Origin of the sequence: Acinetobacter sp. D009, from assembly GCF_038562025.1 — a bacterium.
Taxonomy (GTDB): Bacteria; Pseudomonadota; Gammaproteobacteria; order Pseudomonadales; family Moraxellaceae; genus Acinetobacter; species Acinetobacter pittii.
This window is the reverse complement of sequence record NZ_CP151886.1, coordinates 2,907,523-2,927,237: the sequence shown is the minus strand read 5'-3', so window position 1 is coordinate 2,927,237 and position 19,715 is coordinate 2,907,523. Positions and strand designations below refer to the sequence as shown.

Genomic DNA, 19,715 nt, shown 5'->3' with positions numbered 1-19,715 from the left:
GTTTCTAAGAATAACAATAAACAGTGATGAATGGATGCATACAGGTACGACAGGAGTTATACCAACGCAGAATCTAAAAAAGCCCCGACAGGATGTCGGGGCTTTTTAGTTTTAACCTACTACTTCAATGGTACTTGCACCCGCGCCGAGTGGTTTTACCTGAATTTGTACAGGAATACGTTCATGCATTTCTTGAATGTGTGAGATGAGAATGACCTGACGTCCCTGATTTTGCAATTGATCTAAAGCATTCATGACCATGTGCAAAGAAGAAGCATCCAAAGTACCAAACCCTTCATCAATAAACAGAGATTCAATTTTCATTGAACCCGAGGCCATATTGGCAATGGCTAAAGACAAGGCAAGCGCTGTTAAGAATGATTCACCGCCAGATAAAGAGGCAACAGAGCGGGTTTCTCCATCCATATCGTGGTCAATAATCGCTAAACTTAAGGACTGATCTAGACGTTTGAGCGTATAGCGCTGAGATAGCATCGCCAGTTGCTGATTGGCATGCTCAACTAAAATATCTAGGTGATATTGCTGAGCATAGTCGCGGAACTCTTTACCTTTTGCATCACCTATCAAGCCTGAAATTTTGCTCCAACGATGTTCTTCTTGCTGAATATTTTGAATTTGCTCGGCGTATTGTTGCTGTTTAGCCAGATTTTGCTGATGCACTTCGAGCTTAAGCTTAAGTCGATCACGTACTTCAAGTTGTGCTTTAAGCTCTGCAATATTGTCTTGAATAAGGCTAACAAGCTTTTCATATTCAATATCTGGCTGATTTTGTAAGTGCTCGTTCAATTGCTCTTGCATGGTTTTAAGGGCAGAAGAGGCTTCACTTAATAAACGCTCTGCATGATTAAGACGGTTACGAATGTCTTGCTCTTGAGCTGAATTAATTTGCATGAGCGCCGTAAGATCAGAGGCTTGAAAATCAGCATGGGTTTTTAACCAGATTTGAATTTGTTCATGAATCTGCTGCTGGTGCCCCGCAGTGTGTTGATGTTGATGCTTGAGTTGGTCGAGTGATTGTTTTTGCTGTTCAAAGTGTTGTCTGGTTTGTTCGAAACGTTGTTTGGACTCATGGTATGCCGTTTGTTGTTGCTGACGTTTGGCGTCATGCTCAATTAACCATTCATGTGGTTTAAGATCCGAGCGACCTGTCATTTGCTGAATGAGCGATACCGCTTTTTCATTATTTTGTTGGCCTTTAAGCGTAATCTCTTGGAGATTTTGATCGATCTCATCAATTTGCTTAGTCATTTGTTCAAAGTTAGCAGTCAACATTTTAAGTTCTTGTTGCTGCTGTTCAAAACGATGTGAAAGCTGTTCTTGTTGCTCAAGCTGCTTAGCGCGTGCATCAAGAATAGTCCAAGTCTGCTTAGCCGTTTGGCTACTCGACTGCTGCCATGCATGCTGTTCGGCTTCAGATAAACACTCAACAATATGTTGAACTTGTTGTTGCCATTGCTGTGCCGTATTGAGCAAGCTTTCATTGCGCTGAATAGATTGAACCAGTTGATTGTGCTGTTTAATCGCTTGGGTTAAACGCAAGTTTTCTGAGTCAAATGAACTTATAACAGTTTGTGTGGCTTGTCTGAGTTCATTTAGTATTTGCAAGATTTGTTCAGGGGCTTGATTAAGCTCAATATGTAACTGATTGAGCTTAAGCGCTTGCTCAAGTTCTTGCTGTAAGTTTGTTTGTTTTGCCTGAAGTTGAGCTAAATATTTCTGAACTTGCTCAAGCTCGGCACGACACTGGGTGAGGGCATGCTGTTGGGTTTGCCACGCATTAAATGTAGTTTGCTCGAGTGCAATAGCTTGTTGCTCTTGCTGTTGCTGCAAATCGAATAAAGCTTTGGAAACTGCACTGTCATCAATACGGTAGGGATGATGGGTGCTTCCACAAACTAAACACGCTTCACCTTCTTTAAGATTGGCCCGTAACTGCTCAATATTTTCGGTGTGTAGTAAACGCTGCTGTTGCAAAATGTGCTGTAACTTTTCACGTTCAGTTTTTGCTGTTTGGTATTCTTGTTCAGCTAACTGGCAAACGGTTTTAAGCTGCTGTTCTTGGGCTGAGACTTGAGTTTGTTTTTCAGTGAATTGCTGAAGCTCAGCATATAACTCATGATAAAGTTTAACTTTCTGTTGAATCAGATCTAGCTGAGTGATTTGAGCAAGTTTCTGATCTTTATCTTTACGTTGCTGTTCAAGCTTTAACTCAATTTGTTCAACTGTGCCGAGTGAAGCTGTGAGTTGTTCAACTTCACTTTTAGCTTCCGATAGCTTTTGGCGAGCAAGGGTAGGGTTACCGAGCTGTTGTTCAATCGTTTGGTAATTTTGAATAAATTGCCCGAGCTGATGTAGATGTGCTGAAAGGCCCTTATCTAATACCGCATATTGCTGAGTTTGGGTAAGTTGTTGTTGTAGATAAACTTGACTCTGCTCAAGTTGTGCAATCTGCTGTTGCACAGTATTTTGCTGTTGTTGCAGTGGACTGAGTTTCTGCTCAAGTACATTTTTCTTTTCTTTGCACTTTTTATATTCATCGGCAATAAAGGCACGTTCTTGAATGGACTGTCGAACTTGATTTAAAGCTTGTTGATGTTGTTGCTCAAAATCGAGCGTTTGTTTGAGTTGTTGTTCTGCAAGTTGATATTGTTTTTGTCCGGTTTCAAAAATTTGTACTAAATCATTAAACTTGGTTTGCGCTTGCTGAATTTGCGGCTCAAGTTGTTGTAGGGCTTGTAAATTTTGAGCTTGCTGAAAAACCTGTGGGCGTATTTCAGAGAAAACTTCGAGTCGTTTTAATTGCTCACGTTCAGGGGCAAGTTGCTGATGGTGATTTTGCTGGGTTTGAAACTGTTGTTGTTTCGCTTGAACTTCTTGTTCAAGTTTTGCTTTACGTTCAAACCATTGTTGTTGTTTGTCTAAAACATTTTTTTGTTGTTCTAACTGTTGATGGTTTTGCTCGGCTTGCTGATATTGTTCGGTAAAAGCCGCAATATCTTCATCAGACAAAATTTCGATATGTCCTAAAAACTCTTCAAGCTGTTTACGCTGCTTTGCAATATCGGCTGTTTTACGAAAAGCCAATTCACCGATTTTGGCGAAAATGCTGGAGTTGGTCAGGTACTCAAGTAACTCACCACGCTCGCTGTCTCGTGCTTTTAAAAACGCGGTCACTTCTGACTGAGCAAGTAGTACAGCACGAGTAAACTGTTCAAAAGAAAGCTGGGTAATTTGTTTAACTTTTTCATCAACCGCTTTGGCTTTGTCAGCAAGTACCACACCATCGGTCAGGCATTTTAAATGGCGTTGTACGCTTTGTAATTTACCATTTGGGTTTTCACGCGCACGCTTAATTTCCCAGCGTGCCAAATAGCGTTTTTGATCTTGTGCAATAAAGCAAAGCTCAGCAAAACCATGTCCTGTACCACGGCGTAAGACAGTTAAAGGTGAGTTAGTGTGTAACTCAGAACCATCAACATCTTTTAATTTGCCATCGCTGTCTTTAAGACGAGGCACCCGATTAAACAAAGCCAGACACATGGCATCTAAAATGGTTGATTTACCTGCGCCTGTTTTCCCTACAATTGCAATAAGACCAGCATGGGCAAGAGGCGCGCTTTCAAAATCAATAAAGTGTTCATCAGAAAGAGATGCCAGATTTTTTATTCGAATGGATAAAATTTTCATGACATATCCTTAATGGCTTGCATCATTTTCAAGATGTTTTTGTGCTTCTTGTACCAGGCTCAGAAAATCTTTTAAGACGGCATCATCGGCGCTGTAACCTTGTTTTTCCCAAATATTTTGAAAGAGTTTTTCCGGTGTAGGCGGTTCAAGTGCAATGTGCTGAGTAGTATGTGAATCGGTCGCGTCTTTATTCACATATTGACGTGAAATACGCACTAAACGATAGCGGTCAGGTGGCAGGGCTGCTTCAAACTGCTGACGTAAATTAGGCTGTGGCGGCGTTAAACTATAATATTCAATATCGACATATTCACGGTGGTCAATATTTTCAATCACGCCGTGAGGCAAGGCTTTAAGTTGTTGCAGTACCTCGTTTAGCTCACCACGAATGCGGTGCAATTGTATGCAGCGCGGAATTTCCACAGCTTCAAATTGCAAACGGCTGTCAGTGTCTTGAGAAGGGTCGATTTTGACCTCAACTACTTGGTGTTTATAGTTAATTTCACTAAAAGAAAGTGGAATGGGTGAGCCGCTATAACGAATGTGCGGCTGGCCTACTTTTTGTGGTTTATGTAGATGTCCTAAAGCGACATAGTCGACCGCATCTTCAAATAAAGTCGTTGAAAGCGCCTCTTCATTACCAATAATAATTGGGCGTTCAGAGTCGGATGTTTCTCCACCTTGCATATGTGCATGCGACATCAAAATAAGCGCTTGGTCCGGTGTCTTGCGACGTTTGGCTTCGGCAATGAGTTGCTGGTGCAAATAGGCAATCGCGTTTTTGCTATTGGTGGTATGTTCGTTAAAGCCCGTAATTTCGGCCGAACGTAAAAAAGGCAGGGCAAGGCACCACGCCACAATATCTTGATTTTGGTTATAGATAGGTAAAAGCAGTCGATCGAGGTCTAGAGTTTTATCTTCATTCCAGCGAACCACACCCACAGTTTTTGCATTGTATTTTTCTAAAAGCGGTTCGACCTGTTCAATACGGTAGCCTGAGTCATGGTTACCCGCAATCATGAGTGTTTGCATGTGCGGCGCAAGGCGATGAGCATCTGCTAAAAATTGGTAGAGTTGTTTTTGTGCTTGAGAACCGGGGTTAATCACATCAAAAATATCGCCGGCGATGAGTAGGGCATGTGGCTGTTTTTCTTGAATTTGAGTGAGTAACCAGCTTAAAAATTGTTGGTGTTCGTAGTGGCGTGAATGATTATAAAAAAACTGCCCCAAATGCCAGTCAGAAGTATGTAGAAAATGTACGGACATAGAAACAGACATCAAACCAAAATAAACACAGATACGTTAGCATAAATTGGCAGGAGATTTTATCAAGACATTTTAAAGTGCTCGATATTCAAGCCTAAGTTGAAACTTGAATTAAATTTTTCACTTTAAACGCCGCTTTGTTACTATCGACTAAAACCATGAACTTTGAGAATAAAATGACCATTCACGAATACGAAGTAAAAATACAGTGGGAAGGCAATACGGGTACAGGCACTTCATCTTATCGTTCATATAAACGAGACTTTAGTATTCAGCATCCGCAAAAGGCCACAATTCAAGGTTCATCAGACCCCGCCTATTTAGGTGATGTGACCAGATGGAACCCTGAAGATTTATTGGTGGCATCAGCTTCAGCTTGTCATAAGCTTTGGTATTTACACCTGTGTGCAGTCAATCATATTCATGTGCTGAGTTATGTCGACAAAGCACTGGGTTTTATGGAAGATACAGATCCAGTTAAACGTGGTCACTTTACTCAAATTATTTTAAGACCCGAAGTTGTTTTAGAAAAAGGTGCAGACCAAGCGCTTGCAGCAAAACTGCATGAAGAAGCACATCACGAATGTATGATTGCCAATTCGGTGAATTTTCCAATTACATGTGAAGCAAGTTTTAACTTTGCCGAATAAATAATATGAAATAGCCACCGATAAAAAAGCGGTGGCTATACATTAAAAATAAATAAAATCTTTAAGCTGCGTTTTCATCGACTTGAAAAATACCAAAAACGTTATGGTCTAAATCGACAAAATAGCCATGCCAAGCGCGGCCCGGAATAGCAAATTTATCCATTGCGACAATACCGCCTTGCGCTAAAATTTTTGCAGCTACCTCATCGAAGTTTTCGACCTGAACCGAACAGGTAAATGCATTGGTGCCATATTCCATTGGAGGTGTTTGAGCGGGGCGTTTTAATAGCCCACCCATAATTGAAGGTGTCTGTATGCGGTAATATTCAATCGGTAAGCTTTCATCGAGTTTAAATTGCCAACCAAACACAGCTTGGTAAAACTGCGCATCGCGGGCAGGGTTTGAAGACTGGATTTCAAAATAGGCAATAGTGTTCATATTATTTAAATCATATTTTTATGGTGCAAAAAGTATACGCATAGCCTTTATCGCCACGAAAGCACTATTGTGTATGGTGAGCGTAAAATAAATGAAAGTACCAGAAAATAAAAACCGACGATTCGAGTGATGAGAGAATCGTCGGTCAAAAACTTCATCAAGGGTTTCGGCTGCTAACAAAACCTAATCCGAAGGAAGGAAAGAGTCGTAATGAAAGGTCACCGAAACAATTTTGCGGATGCCGTGCAAAGGAAGTATTCGGTTGCTGCGACCTTGTTATCCTATATAACGTCAAGAGATCAGGATTGGTTGACAGAAAAATGAAAAAAAATTGAAAAAAATTTATAATTATTTTTTGAACCCATAAATTAGGCAAAAATATGACCAAATTACGTTCTTACTTTCTCTGGTTTTTTGGTTTATGCATCGTACTTACCTTAATTGTAGGTGTGGTTGCAGCACTATTACCAGCGAGTGTAGGTGGTATTTTAACAGCCGTTCCATATTTAGGCGCAATGATTTTTGTCTTATTTAAATTTTTAAAGAAAGAACGCCGTGCCCCGACTGTACCAGAAAAAAAGAAATTTACTTTAGGTTTTACCCTGATTTTTTGGGGCTATAACTTGTGTGGTGTTTTATTTGGTCTGTTTTTATTTGCCAGAAAAGACCCTGAGATTTTGCAGAACTTTATGCTTTACCTCAAACAGCCTCAGTTTTTAAGCATTATGGTGATTATGCTTTTAATGTTAGCTATTCCGCTTTATTTAATTACCTACTGGTTTTATGGCAAGCAGGCACAGCGAATGGCTGACAAAATGTTTAACGTGTAATAGATCACTACGAAAACTCATACGATTAAATATAAATGAGTCTTATACAATTAAATAAAACTTGAATCCTCAGCTTAGGAGGAAATATGAATAAGAATGTATTAATTACAGGTGCAAGTGGTTTTATCGGAACGCATTTAATTAAGTTCCTGCTACAAAAAAATTATAACGTGATTGCTATGACACGGCAGGCTGGAAAGGCATCTGACCATCCTGCCTTGCAGTGGGTACAAAAGTTTGAAGATATTTCGACCCGACAAATTGATTATGTGGTGAATTTGGCAGGTGCAAATATTGGCGAGAAACGCTGGACCCAGTCACGTAAAAAACAACTCATTGAAAGCCGTGTAAATACGACCCGAAAACTGTATGCATGGCTCAAGCAGTCTGAAATTTTTCCGGAAGTAATTGTATCTGGTTCTGCAATTGGTTATTACGGAATAGATGATCAAGAAAAGTGGGCAGAAGTGTGTACTGAACAAAACCCGCCACAGCCTATTTTTATGTCCGAGCTTTGCCAAGAGTGGGAGCGAGCAGCTTTAGCAGATCCTCAACAAAATACTAAAATTATTCGCTTAGGTGTGGTGTTTGGGCAGGGCGGTGGCATTTTGCCTAAAATGTTACTTCCTATTCGACTCAATTTAGTTGGTCAAATTGGTCATGGTCGTCAGCCTGTGGTTTGGGTACATATTGAAGATGTATTAAACGCAATTGAGTTTATATTTCAGCATCCTCAATCTGCTCAAATTCACAATGTCGTAGCGCCAGAAAACGTGACTCAAAAAGCTTTTGTTGAACAAGCTGCTGCGGTACTCAATAAGAAACCATTATTGTCGGCGCCAAGTACGGTTTTTCGCTGTTTGCTAGGAGAGCAGTCGCAATTGATTTTGAATGGGCAATACGTTAAACCCGCTGCCTTACAAGCAGAAGGATTTGAGTTTGCTTATCCTCAATTGAAAATGGCTTTAGAGAATATACTCGCCTCAGGCTAAGATTTTATTTTGCAAGCGCTCTGGTGAATATGCTTTGGCATCAACTAAAGTCGGTTGACCCAGCATAAGCTGACGGAGCAATTGCGCAGAGCCTGCGCCCATACATAAACCATTTCTAAAATGACCAAAGTTTGCCCAGAGATTGTCCATTTCAGGCATTTTGCCAATGTACGGAACGCCATTTGGTGAACTTGGTCTTAGGCCTGCCCAGCGATGTACAATCGGGAAATCGGCCAGTTCAGGCACCATTTCTAAACATGCTTCTAAAATATTGTGCTGAGTCGTTTCATCGGTAGAGGTGTCAAAACCACGATGTGCCATGCTTGATCCACACACAATATGACCGTCCATACGTGGAATCAAATACATCACTCGATTCATACACATGGTCGGTAGCCAGTGAGCTGGGGTTTTAAATAATAACATTTGGCCTTGCACAGGTTCGACTGGAATTTCGAGTTGTAATTGTGAGTTCCAGTAATGGCTCCAAGCGCCCGAAGTTATTACAAAATGATGTGCTGTATGTTTGCGACCATTTTCAGTTTGAAGAGCTTGTATGGCATCACCTTGTTGAATCAGTTTTTTAACAGGAGTGTGCTCAAAAAACTCAACGTTTGGGTGTTGTTTTAAATAGCGAATCAAGGACTGTAATACGCGTGGATTACGAATATTAGACAGTTCAGGGAAATAAATGGCTTCTTGAAACTGATCGGAAATATGCGGGTTGACTTGTTCTAGCGCATCTCGCTGTAAATATTCACAGCGCTGCATCGGTTCTTGATGTTGATTTGCATAGGAAAGTCCAATGTCAAAATCTTCTTCATCAAAAATCAGCATGCCTGTGTCATGAATTTCAAAATCAATTCCTGTAATAGGGTAGAGTTTTTGGTTCCATGCTTGATAAGAGGCTTTGCCAAATTGAGCAAGTTGATTCACTGCATGCACATAGCGCCACGGGTACATCGGAGAGAGAATACCTCCGCCAGCCCAAGAGGCTGCTTGTCCCGCTTGTTGTTGATCAAAAATGCTGATCGTACAGCCTTGCTCAACCAACTCCAGCGCAGACATTAATCCACTTATGCCCGCGCCAATGATTGCAATATGCATGCAGTGTTATCCTTTCTCTGCGAACTTAGTTCATTTCCTTGAGTTTTTCAGCAGCGGTTTCTGCAAAGTAAGTCCAGATTCCGTCTGCACCAGCGCGGCGGCAGCACATGAGTGATTCTAAAATGACTGAGTCTGATAACCAGCCATTTTGAATTGCGCCAGCTAACATCGCGTATTCGCCACTCACTTGGTAAATGAATGTAGGAACACCAAAGGTATCTTTCACTTCACGTACCACATCCAGATATGGCATGCCCGGTTTTACAATCACCATGTCGGCGCCTTCTTGAATATCAAGCGCGATTTCATGTAATGCTTCGGCACGGTTGGCAAAGTCCATCTGGTAGTTATATTTATTACCACCTTTGAGGTTGGATGCAGAGCCAACAGCATCACGGAACGGACCATAGAAGCTAGACGCATACTTTGCAGAGTAGGCCATGATGTTGGTGTAGATGTGACCATTAGCTTCTAAAGCCTGACGAATTGCGCCAATACGGCCATCCATCATGTCACTTGGTGCAATTACTTCGGCACCTGCTTCTGCGTGACTTAAGGCTTGTTTAATCAAGCATTCTACAGTCTCGTCATTTAGCACATAGCCTGTTTCATCAATAATGCCGTCTTGACCATGAGTGGTATATGGGTCGAGGGCACCATCGGTAATTAACACCATTTCTGGTAATTCTTTTTTAAGCAGACGACATGTGGTTTGTACTAAACCATCTTCATGCCATGCAGCTTCTGCGGTGAGGCTTTTATCTTCTTGCGGGGTAACTGGAAAAAGAGCCAGTTTTGATACGCCCAATTCCAAAAGTCTTTCAGCTTTTTTCAGTAACAAATCTGCCGACAAACGCTGAATGTTCGGCATACTTGGAATATCTTGGGTCTGATTTTGTCCCGGTAATACAAATACTGGATAAATCAAGTGATTGGTAGTGAGCTGTGTTTCGCTGACCATCGCACGCAACTGGTCATTTTTACGGATACGGCGCATGCGAGTGGCTGGAAATGCAGGACGATTGAACGTATAAGTCATAACAATCTCGATGTTCGGTATTACACTAGGATAGGTTGGCGGATATTCCATTACTGTCAACCGACTGCTGTATTGTAGCCCCATAATGCTGTATTTGTACAAAATTATGGGCGTTTATCATGCTTTTAAATTTAGGCAACATATGAGTGAAGAAAAGAAAAATTGGACTGGGAACATCCATTTAGGTGCAAAAACAGACCTGACTGTGGTTCTCAACCAATTATGTAAGGCGTTTAATAGCTCTCCTTTTTTTAAGCATAGTGGAATGATTATGCGTGTGGTGGACGGGCACATTGAAGGCTATATTGAGATGCAACCCAACCTGATTGGCAATTTGGCATTTCAGATTTTGCATGGCGGTGTTGCTGCAACTTTGCTCGATAGTATTGGTGGAATTGTGGCAATGGAACACCTCTATCGCCGTTCAACTCCCGAAACTTTAACTGAAACCATTAAGCAAGTGTCGCGTTTGGCAACAGTCGACATGCGTGTAGATTATTTAGCGCCGGGGCGTGGTAAATATTTTATTGCACGTGCCGAAGTATTACGTTTAGGTCGTAAGGGCTGCACCATGCGCATGACCATGGTCAATGATGAAGATAAAGCGATTGCTGCCGGCATTGCTTCATATGCCTATTAAGCAATGAATTGAACCCTTTGAAAGCGCCAAGTGCGCTTTTTTTAGTGTTTGAAAAGCTAAAATTTTTACAAAAACTTTGAGATAAACATTAATTTAATTAGAACGAACGCATGAGTTATGAAATTTTATTCTCATATTATGAGGTTTTAGCGTTAAAATTAGCTCCTTTGACAATGCGGTATGTCTTGTTTATAGAAAAATAAAAACTCTATAACAAGGTGTAGTGCGAGATTGATGGCAAAGCCAACTCATCTTTAGGAACATACCATGACTGATGCACAAAGCAATGTACAAGAAACAGTGCCAACAACATCTGCCTCGGATGAAAACAATCAAAACAAGCGCAAAAAATTTCTTGGTTTTTTTGCGCTGATTTTATTGATCGCCGCTATTTTGTATGCAATCTGGGCATTATTTTTAAATAATTCCGTGAGTACGGATAATGCCTATGTCGGTGCAGAAACCGCGCAAATTACTTCAATGGTAAGCGGACAGGTCGCTCAGGTTGTCGTAAAAGATACCCAAACGGTACATCGTGGTGACGTGCTGGTTCGTATTGATGACCGTGATGCCAAAATTGCATTGGCTCAAGCTGAGGCAGAACTTGCCAAAGCAAAACGCCAATACAAACAAACTGCGGCAAACAGTAGTTCTTTAAACTCTCAAGTTGTGGTGCGTGCTGACGAAATTAACAGTGCCAAAGCACAAGTTGCTCAAGCACAGGCAGACTATGACAAAGCTGCTTTAGAACTGAACCGCCGTGCGCAGCTTGCTGCCTCTGGTGCAGTGTCTAAAGAAGAACTCACTAAGGCACAAAGTGCAGTCGAAACAGCCAAAGCAGGGCTAGAGCTTGCTAAAGCTGGTTTAGCGCAAGCCTCTTCGAGTCGTAAAGCTGCCGAAAGTACTTTAGCTGCAAACGAAGCGTTAATTCAGGGTGTAAGCGAAACTTCAACACCTGATGTACAAGTTGCACAAGCCCATGTTGAACAAGCTCAGCTTGATTTGGAACGTACCGTGATTCGTGCGCCAGTCGATGGTGTGGTTACGCGTCGTAATATTCAAGTGGGTCAACGTGTTGCACCGGGCACCAGCATGATGATGATTGTGCCGCTTAACGATTTATATGTAGATGCAAACTTCAAAGAAAGTCAGTTGAAAAAAGTCCGTCCGGGTCAGGAAGTCACGCTTACTTCAGATTTATATGGTGATGACGTTGAATATCACGGCAAAGTGATGGGCTTCTCTGGTGGTACAGGCTCTGCCTTTGCCTTAATTCCGGCTCAAAACGCAACAGGAAACTGGATTAAAGTGGTTCAACGCTTACCGGTTCGTATTGCACTTGACCCAAAAGAACTTGCTGAACACCCACTACGTGTTGGCTTGTCGATGGAAGCAAAAGTCGACTTATCTGCGAAGTAAACGCTTATGAAAACGCAAACACCTTTTGCCGAACTAAGCGGTGGCCGTTTAATACTGGCAGCGTTTGTTATTGCCTTGTCGAACTTTATGGTCGTGCTCGATACGACTATTGCCAACGTATCTGTACCGCACATTACCGGTAACCTTGCCGTTTCAAGTACACAAGGGACATGGGTAGTTACGTCGTACGCCGTTGCAGAAGCGATTTGTGTACCTTTAACAGGTTGGCTTGCGGGTCGCTTTGGAACCGTTCGGGTTTTTATTTTTGGTCTGATTGGTTTTACCATTTTTTCTTTTTTGTGCGGACTAGCAAACTCGTTAGGCATGCTGGTGTTTTTCCGTATTGGACAAGGTCTATGCGGTGGCCCGCTTATGCCACTCAGTCAAACCTTGCTGATGCGTATTTTCCCTCAAGAAAAGCATGCACAGGCAATGGGCCTATGGGCCATGACTACCGTCGTTGGACCAATCTTAGGACCAATTTTGGGTGGTCTGATTAGTGACAACCTATCTTGGCACTGGATTTTCTTTATTAACTTACCTGTTGGGATTATTTGTGTTTTAGCGGCAATGCGCTTGTTAAGAGTGGCTGAAACAGAAACGATTTCTTTAAGAATCGACACGGTCGGTTTAGGTTTGTTAATTTTGTGGATTGGTGCGCTACAGCTCATGCTTGACTTAGGGCACGAACGCGACTGGTTTAACAGCACCAGCATTATCGTTTTAGCTTTAACTGCCGCCATTGGCTTTGTGGTGTTCCTGATATGGGAGCTGACCGACAAACATCCCGTCGTAGACGTCAAAGTCTTTAGGCATAGGGGTTTTGCAATCTCGGTACTGGCCTTGTCACTTGGTTTTGGCGCATTCTTTGGCAGTATTGTACTGATTCCGCAGTGGCTGCAAATGAACCTTTCTTACACCGCCACGTGGGCCGGCTATTTAACTGCAACCATGGGCTTTGGTAGTTTGACCATGTCACCTATTGTGGCAAAGCTTTCGACCAAACATGACCCACGCGCACTGGCAAGTTTCGGTTTGATTTTGTTGGGCGCTGTGACCTTAATGCGGGCATTCTGGACCACAGATGCTGACTTTATGGCACTGGCTTGGCCGCAAATCTTACAAGGTTTTGCTGTGCCATTTTTCTTTATTCCACTGTCGAATATTGCACTCGGTTCCGTACTCCAGCAAGAGATTGCATCTGCTGCGGGCCTCATGAACTTCTTAAGAACCATGGCAGGGGCGATTGGCGCTTCAATTGCAGTGACGGTATGGGATGACCATGCCAAAGTTGCCCGTAGTGAAATGGTGTCAAACCTAAATACTGCCGAAGTTCAAAATAACCTTGCACAAAATGGTTTTACGGCTGACTCGACATTAGGAATTATTTCAAACCTTGTCGATAAAGAAGCCATTACCATGTCGGCAAACCATGTGTTTTTGCTGTTTGCGATGGTGTTTGTCTTTGCGGGATTGGTCATTTGGCTGTGTCCAAAACCCAAACAGGTCAGTGGTATGCCTTCTCACTAAACATAAAAAAAGCATCTCTTCGGAGGTGCTTTTTTTAGGCCAACTACAAAATGAGTGAGTTTATAAATAGCAGATTTTGCCTGTATTTAAAGAAATAAAGCATGCCAGAATTGGGCAAATCAGTTATAAAAGAGTGTGATAACAAGCAAGGAGACATCACACAGAGCACAAAACAAACACCGCCAATCATTTAATATTATTAAAACTTTATTTTTATCAAAGATTAAAAAACTGAAGACCTGAAAACAAAGAAGCTTGCATGGCAATTGCATGGATAGGCAGGCGTATATATTGGAGTTATCACGTGAATAAAAGATATTCATTTTTGTTCAGTAGTTTATTAGCAGTCGGTTTATTACAAGGATGTGGAGATGATTCCTCTTCAGATCAGCCCAAGGATGATTCAAATACAACCCCGCCTAATTTAATTGTAGATAATGACCCGACCAGTTGTAGCAAACTGGCACAAGACGGTTCAAGCGTGGTGGTCGGTTCAAACCAAAATGGTGACCCCGCCGCGCCAGAGGGTGCATCGGGTTATAGACTCGGTAATACGGTTAAATACGCAGATAAATATATGGTGGTGGCAAACACGCCACTTGCGGTAAAAGCCGGCTGTGATGTTTTAAGAGCAGGCGGCAGTGCAGTCGATGCAGCCGTTGCCGTACAAGCAGTGTTGGGTTTAGTCGAACCTCAATCGAGCACGATTGCTGGTAGTGGTTTTATGATGTATTACGATGCCAAAACCAAAAAAGTTACGGCTTATGATGGACGTGAAACTGCACCAGCCGCAGCTAACGAATATTATTTAATTCGCCAAGATATATATGATCCTAATTCACCAGCGCCTGTACCAAGCGCGCGTCGTAGTGGTCGTTCAATTGGTGTGCCGGGTGTGATGCGTTTGCTTGAGCAAGCACAACAAGAACATGGCAAACTCAAATGGAATCAGCTTTTTGGTGAAGCGATTGGTTTAGCTGATAACGGTTTCCGCATTCCGGGCCGTTTAGCAGATGCAATTGCAAACAATGCAAGCAATTTAGCACTCGATGCAAATGCAATGGCGACCTATTTCTACCCAGATGGTTCACCACGTAAAGTTGGTGAAACTATGACTAATAAAGCCTATGCAAAAACCCTAGAGGCACTTGCCACGCAAGGCGCAAATGCATTACACACTGGGCCGATTGCGCAAGCCATTGTGGCAAAAGCAGGGCAGACGTTAGGTGATGACCCAGCAAAAACTCCAATTACCCCAAGTTTGATGACCTTGCAGGATTTATCGAACTATCAGGTTAAAAAACGCGACCCGATTTGTACGACGTATCGTGAGCGTTACTATGTATGTACCATGCCGCCTCCATCTTCGGGAGGGATAGCAGTTGCACAGACGTTGGGTATTTTAGAAAACTTTGATATGTCGCTTTATCCACCTAAGAACCCTGAAAATGAAGGTGGTGTGCCCGATGTTATGGGTGTGCATTTAGTGTCTGAAGCAGAGCGCTTGGCCTACGCCGACCGTGACAAATATGTGGCAGACACTGACTTTGTTCGTTTGCCGGCACAGGGTATTCCAAGTTTTATTGATAAAAATTACCTCAAACAACGTGCCGCACTGATTAACCCGAACCAAAGTATGGGCGTTGCGCCAGCAGGTAATTTCAATACAGCAGCAGGTGTGGATACTACTGTTGAACACGGTACAACGCAGTTCACCATTGTAGATGCCTATGGCAATGTGGTTTCAATGACATCGACTGTTGAATCGAGCATGGGTTCATTCCACATGGTGGATGGTTTCTTGCTGTCAAACCAGTTAACTGACTTTAGCGCGAACCCTTATGACAGCACTGGGGCACTGGTTGCTAACCGTGTAGAAGGGGGCAAACGCCCACGTAGTACCATGGCGCCAACTTTAGTGTTTAAAGGCACCACGCCAGATGAGTTTTATATGGCAACAGGTTCACCAGGTGGCGGTACCATCATTCAATATGTAGTTAAAACTTTGGTGAGTGCATTGGACTGGAACTTAAATGCACAGCAGGCTACTTCGCTTGTTAACTTTGGCGCAACCAATAGCAAAAACACCAATGTGGATAGCTCGAATGTACAGCTTTCTTTAGTTGACCTGATTGAAGGTTTAAAAGCAAAAGGGCATGGCATCTCTAACACTGCGCAAACCAGTGGTATTTCAACGATTATGAAAGTAAATATAAATAATCAAAGTAAATACGCAGGTGGGGTAGACCCACGCCGTGAAGGGATCGTGTTAGGCAATGGAGCCTTATAGACCACACTTTAAAAAAAGCTGTCATTTTTGGCAGCTTTTTTATGAGGGGCCTTGAAAAAAACAAAAGGCTCTCCATTATGTAAATATGTTCATCAGTAGCAGACTGTTGATAAATTGCACAGCATTTTATTTTAGTTATGCTATGATGTTCAGACATTCATGGGGATGTTATTGGCTTCGACGCCGGTGATGAAACTCATAGATGCATGCCGAGAGCGCATTTTCTCTCGTAAATAAAATTTGCATTTTAATAGTCGCAAACGACGAAACTTACGCTCTAGCTGCCTAAGGGCAGTTTGTCCGCTTCCTAGAATACTTGTGGTTTAGGAACCCGACCGTAGCGCACGCACACAAGTCCGTATAGAGTCAAGCCTCGGGGCTTTATACCAAACTTAGAGGATCGCAACTTGTACCCTGTTCGTCGGGTCACTTGGTGTTAAAACAATAGACGATATCTAAGCATGTAGTATTCTCGAGCGTAATGCTGGCGGACGCGGGTTCAACTCCCGCCATCTCCACCAAAATTCGTGAAAAGCCCTGAAACGTAAGTTTCGGGGCTTTTTATTGGCTGTAAGTTTTTAATATTTTGATTATTCTAGACTAAATATTAATAGAGTAGTTAATGATGATTTATTTATAATGAGTAGAAATATTTTAAGGGACGTTATGTCATCTTTTTTTAATTAATAGATACATTAATGCCTTTTTTATAAAGAAGTAAGTTAGAGGTAATAAATGAAATGTTAAGTGCTAATAAAGAGAAAATTCAGTCATTTTTAATGGGGAGCAGTCAATATCATATTCCATTCTTTCAAAGGCCATATGTATGGAAAATTGAAAATTGGCAGGAATTTATTGAAAGTGTAATTGAGCAAACTGAAATGGCTAGTGATTCTGAATCAGAACATTTCATTGGCACAATTATAGTTCAACAAAAAGAATCAACTAAAATTGGTGCAATTGAATATGATCTAGTGGATGGACAACAACGATTAACAACAATTTGTTTACTGTTAAAAGCTATTCAAGATCTTGCTCAAAAAGAAGCAACAAAGAATTGGATACAAACTCTACTAACTTTCACTGACAGTGAAGCTGAATTGTGTCCGCGAATTATTCATAGTAGAAAAGATGTAGAACTTTTCGAATCTATATTATTTGATGCTAGTCATAATGAAAAAAGTTGGAAAGATTTTGAAAAGTTATCAAAAGATCAATGGGATGATTATTTTAATAAAGCTTTAGAACATAAAACAGTTTTAGGCTGTTATCTATATTTTAGAAATGCTGTGAATAAATATTTAAACTCTAAAAATATAGATATAGATACTCAAGATCAATTAATTAAAAAAATTGTCCAAACAATTCTAATTAAATTACCTGTAATACATATGGCGTTATCAAAAAAAGATGATGTTCAAGAGATATTCGATACGATCAACTCTCAAGGTGTTAAACTAACGACAGCTGAACTGTTGAAAAACTTTTTATTCAAAAATAATGAAAAATCAATAAAGCTATATCAAGAGAATTGGTACTCTATTTTTGAAGCTAATGAAGATGATATCGAATTTTGGTCATCAGATCGTACATCGGGCCGTATGCGTCGATCAACTATGGAGTTGTTTTTATATAGTTATCTTGTTATCACGAAAGAAAGCACCGTAAAGCTTGAAAAGCTATTTAGAGAGTACAAAAATCTCATCAAACAGAAAAATCAGGATGAACTTGTTGCTTTGATAAAAGATCTGAAACAACATGCCGAGGTCTATCGACAAATTCCTGATGGAATTGACTTACGTGCTTTATCTTATGGGGAATATAAAAAGCGTTTTTTCCAAATTGCTTCGGAATTCGACATTACGACTATAATGCCTTTAATGCTATTTATTATGAAACAAGTAAAGGATGAAGCAGAACTTAAAAAGATATTAAAAGTTCTGGAATCGTACATAGCAAGACGTACAATCTGTAAGATGACGACTAAAAACTATAACAACTTGTTTTTAAGTTTATTGGTAGAGGTAAAAAAATGGGACACTATTACTAGTGAACGATTTTTGAATAAACTCCTTACTTATAAAGAAGATACTAATATTTTTCCTAGTGATGAGCAAGTTAGGAAAGCAATATTTAATAAAGCACTGATTAATAAATATACCCGTGAAGTTTTATATATCATCTCTTTATATGATTTAAGTGACCCTAAAGTTGATAATCATGTTCTATCATTAGATGGTTTTTCTTTAGAGCATCTGATGCCAAAAAAATGGCAGAATAATTGGGATATACCTGAAACGAAAGAGTTAATTGATCAAAACAATTACAAGCTTTTGACATTAGGGAACTTGGCTTTGATAAAAGGTACATTAAACTCTAAATTACGTGATGCAGCTTGGTCTTCTAAGCGTAAAGATTTAGATACCTACTCAACACTAAAACGAACTAGAGAATGTTTAGATAAAGAAATCTGGGATGTAAAGCAGATTGATGAGCGTTCTCATAGCCTTTTTAAAGCTATCATGCAAATTTGGCCGAAAGAATCATTAGTTTAGCATTATTGATGTGGTAGAGGAGGTGAGTCAACTCCCCCTTATTTCCACCAAAATTTGTGAAAAGCCCTGAAAAGTAAGTTTCGGGGATTTTTCTTTTTAAAGATTTAAATTATTAAATTAATTAAAGAGTATATTCTTTAATTAACTTAATAATTAGTAGAATGATTATATTTTTAATCTAAATAAAATTATATGATTTTAAAAGATAGGGACTTATATTAAATTTAAGTAATAATTAACATGGTGTTTAAGAGTTTTATTTTATGTATAGTAATAATTTAGAAAGTGTAGTTTTTAACAGACATTTGGGTTCAAAAGCTGACGAATTGTTGATTATTACAGGTTACATCGGACCTGATCCTTTTGCTAAATTAAAAACTCTTCCCTTAGATTGCCAGGTCATTTATGGAATGTATGGTTCCGATAGTATAGGTGAGAAACTCCATAAATCTTTAGTAAAAATAAACTCTAGCTTAACAAATACAGATCTTTTCTATTCCCAAAGTGGTGTCCATGCAAAATGTTATTTGTGGAAAAAGAAAGGAATTATAGTAGATGCTCTTATTGGATCGGCCAATTTTTCAAGGAATGGTTTAGCTACCCCTGATCGAGAAGTTCTTGTAGAAGCTGATCCTTCAGTATTTTCTCAATTACAGGCTTATTTTGATAAAATAATAAGCAATTCTATTCATTGCTCTTCTAGTTCAGTAAAGTTAAAAGTAAATAATTTATCTGCAAGAGTTGGAGTGGCAACGGACTGTAAGCTTTCTTTTTTAACGAAAACTAGAGGGATATTGGAAGTTCCTGCAAAGAGCGGATTAAATTGGGGAGTAAACTCATCAAAAATAGGAGGAACCTCTCATACCTCAGTAGGTGATGCCGAGATTAGAATTACTAAAAAAGCAATACAAAATTATCCTCATCTATTTCCTCCTAAAGTGGGCACTCCGTCTAAACGCACTGGTAAATTACAACGACAAAATGATGAGATAGAGTTAATTTGGGATGATGGAACAATTATGAAGGGATTATTAGAGCAAAATCTTACCATCGGAGATTTAATCTACCCGAAAGCTATATGTTCAAGTGATTCAAAGGCTGAGCTTGGCTTATATTTAAGAAAAAGAATAGGTGTATCAGATACTCATGTGATTACTAAACGAGATTTAGAAAAATATGGCCGTACAGATGTTACTATTTCTTTGCAAGCGGAAGGAATATATTATATGGATTTTTCTGTTTAAACATAT

General features: G+C 40.4%; 14 protein-coding genes and 1 other RNA gene. 10 read left to right on the top strand and 5 right to left on the bottom strand.

The genetic code is table 11. The features are described 5' to 3' along the window. Positions 1 to 111: 111 nt before the first annotated feature. Together AAC388_RS13940 and AAC388_RS13935 are read right to left on the bottom strand one after the other, a co-directional pair. Positions 112 to 3,708, bottom strand: coding sequence for an AAA family ATPase (locus AAC388_RS13940; protein WP_342370827.1), 3,597 nt, complete (start codon positions 3,706 to 3,708; stop codon positions 112 to 114). Positions 3,709 to 3,717: 9 nt separating this feature from the next. Further along, positions 3,718 to 4,986, bottom strand: coding sequence for an exonuclease SbcCD subunit D C-terminal domain-containing protein (locus AAC388_RS13935; protein WP_342370826.1), 1,269 nt, complete (start codon positions 4,984 to 4,986; stop codon positions 3,718 to 3,720). Between the two features lie 164 nt (positions 4,987 to 5,150). Here AAC388_RS13935 and AAC388_RS13930 point away from each other — a divergent pair, with 164 nt between their 5' ends. Then, positions 5,151 to 5,624 (top strand): OsmC family protein, encoded by a 474-nt coding sequence (locus tag AAC388_RS13930; protein WP_342371584.1) that lies wholly within the window; start codon positions 5,151 to 5,153, stop codon positions 5,622 to 5,624. 61 nt (positions 5,625 to 5,685) lie between these two features. Here the strand turns inward: AAC388_RS13930 and AAC388_RS13925 are convergent, their stop codons facing one another. After that, positions 5,686 to 6,063, bottom strand: coding sequence for a VOC family protein (locus AAC388_RS13925; protein ID WP_342370825.1), 378 nt, complete (start codon positions 6,061 to 6,063; stop codon positions 5,686 to 5,688). A gap of 380 nt (positions 6,064 to 6,443) precedes the next feature. On the opposite strand from AAC388_RS13925, the gene AAC388_RS13920 reads away from it, so the two are divergent. After that, positions 6,444 to 6,893 carry an ABZJ_00895 family protein gene (locus AAC388_RS13920; RefSeq protein ID WP_002121708.1) on the top strand — a complete coding sequence of 150 codons (450 nt, stop codon included), beginning with the start codon at positions 6,444 to 6,446 and terminating at the stop codon, positions 6,891 to 6,893. Positions 6,894 to 6,979: 86 nt separating this feature from the next. After that, entirely contained in the window at positions 6,980 to 7,885 is a 906-nt protein-coding gene (locus AAC388_RS13915; RefSeq protein WP_342370824.1) for a TIGR01777 family oxidoreductase, read from the top strand. On the opposite strand, the gene AAC388_RS13910 is transcribed toward AAC388_RS13915, so the two are convergent. Continuing rightward, on the bottom strand, positions 7,877 to 8,992 hold the full coding sequence (locus tag AAC388_RS13910) for an FAD-dependent oxidoreductase (protein WP_342370823.1): 1,116 nt from the start codon (positions 8,990 to 8,992) through the stop codon (positions 7,877 to 7,879). The two genes, AAC388_RS13915 and AAC388_RS13910, sit on opposite strands and share 9 nt — an antisense overlap. Positions 8,993 to 9,017: 25 nt before the next feature. Then, positions 9,018 to 10,031, bottom strand: a complete 1,014-nt coding sequence (gene hemB, locus AAC388_RS13905; RefSeq protein ID WP_004794101.1) for a porphobilinogen synthase — start codon at positions 10,029 to 10,031, stop codon at positions 9,018 to 9,020. Positions 10,032 to 10,173: 142 nt separating this feature from the next. Here hemB and AAC388_RS13900 point away from each other — a divergent pair, with 142 nt between their 5' ends. The 7 genes from AAC388_RS13900 to AAC388_RS13870 all read left to right on the top strand — a co-directional run bounded on the left by AAC388_RS13900 (position 10,174) and on the right by AAC388_RS13870 (position 19,709). Further along, positions 10,174 to 10,671 carry a thioesterase family protein gene (locus AAC388_RS13900; RefSeq protein WP_002121786.1) on the top strand — a complete coding sequence of 166 codons (498 nt, stop codon included), beginning with the start codon at positions 10,174 to 10,176 and terminating at the stop codon, positions 10,669 to 10,671. Positions 10,672 to 10,938: 267 nt separating this feature from the next. Further along, positions 10,939 to 12,090, top strand: coding sequence for an EmrA/EmrK family multidrug efflux transporter periplasmic adaptor subunit (locus AAC388_RS13895; RefSeq protein ID WP_005070833.1), 1,152 nt, complete (start codon positions 10,939 to 10,941; stop codon positions 12,088 to 12,090). 6 nt (positions 12,091 to 12,096) lie between these two features. Beyond that, positions 12,097 to 13,620, top strand: coding sequence for a DHA2 family efflux MFS transporter permease subunit (locus tag AAC388_RS13890; RefSeq protein ID WP_342370822.1), 1,524 nt, complete (start codon positions 12,097 to 12,099; stop codon positions 13,618 to 13,620). Positions 13,621 to 13,924: 304 nt separating this feature from the next. Continuing rightward, positions 13,925 to 15,910, top strand: coding sequence for a gamma-glutamyltransferase (ggt, locus tag AAC388_RS13885; RefSeq protein ID WP_342370821.1), 1,986 nt, complete (start codon positions 13,925 to 13,927; stop codon positions 15,908 to 15,910). A 161-nt stretch (positions 15,911 to 16,071) separates the two neighbouring features. Then, positions 16,072 to 16,431: a transfer-messenger RNA gene (gene ssrA / locus AAC388_RS13880) on the top strand. 219 nt (positions 16,432 to 16,650) lie between these two features. After that, positions 16,651 to 18,465 (top strand): DUF262 domain-containing protein, encoded by a 1,815-nt coding sequence (locus AAC388_RS13875; protein WP_057068412.1) that lies wholly within the window; start codon positions 16,651 to 16,653, stop codon positions 18,463 to 18,465. A gap of 263 nt (positions 18,466 to 18,728) precedes the next feature. After that, positions 18,729 to 19,709 carry a restriction endonuclease PLD domain-containing protein gene (locus AAC388_RS13870; protein WP_057068414.1) on the top strand — a complete coding sequence of 327 codons (981 nt, stop codon included), beginning with the start codon at positions 18,729 to 18,731 and terminating at the stop codon, positions 19,707 to 19,709. Positions 19,710 to 19,715 lie beyond the last annotated feature (6 nt).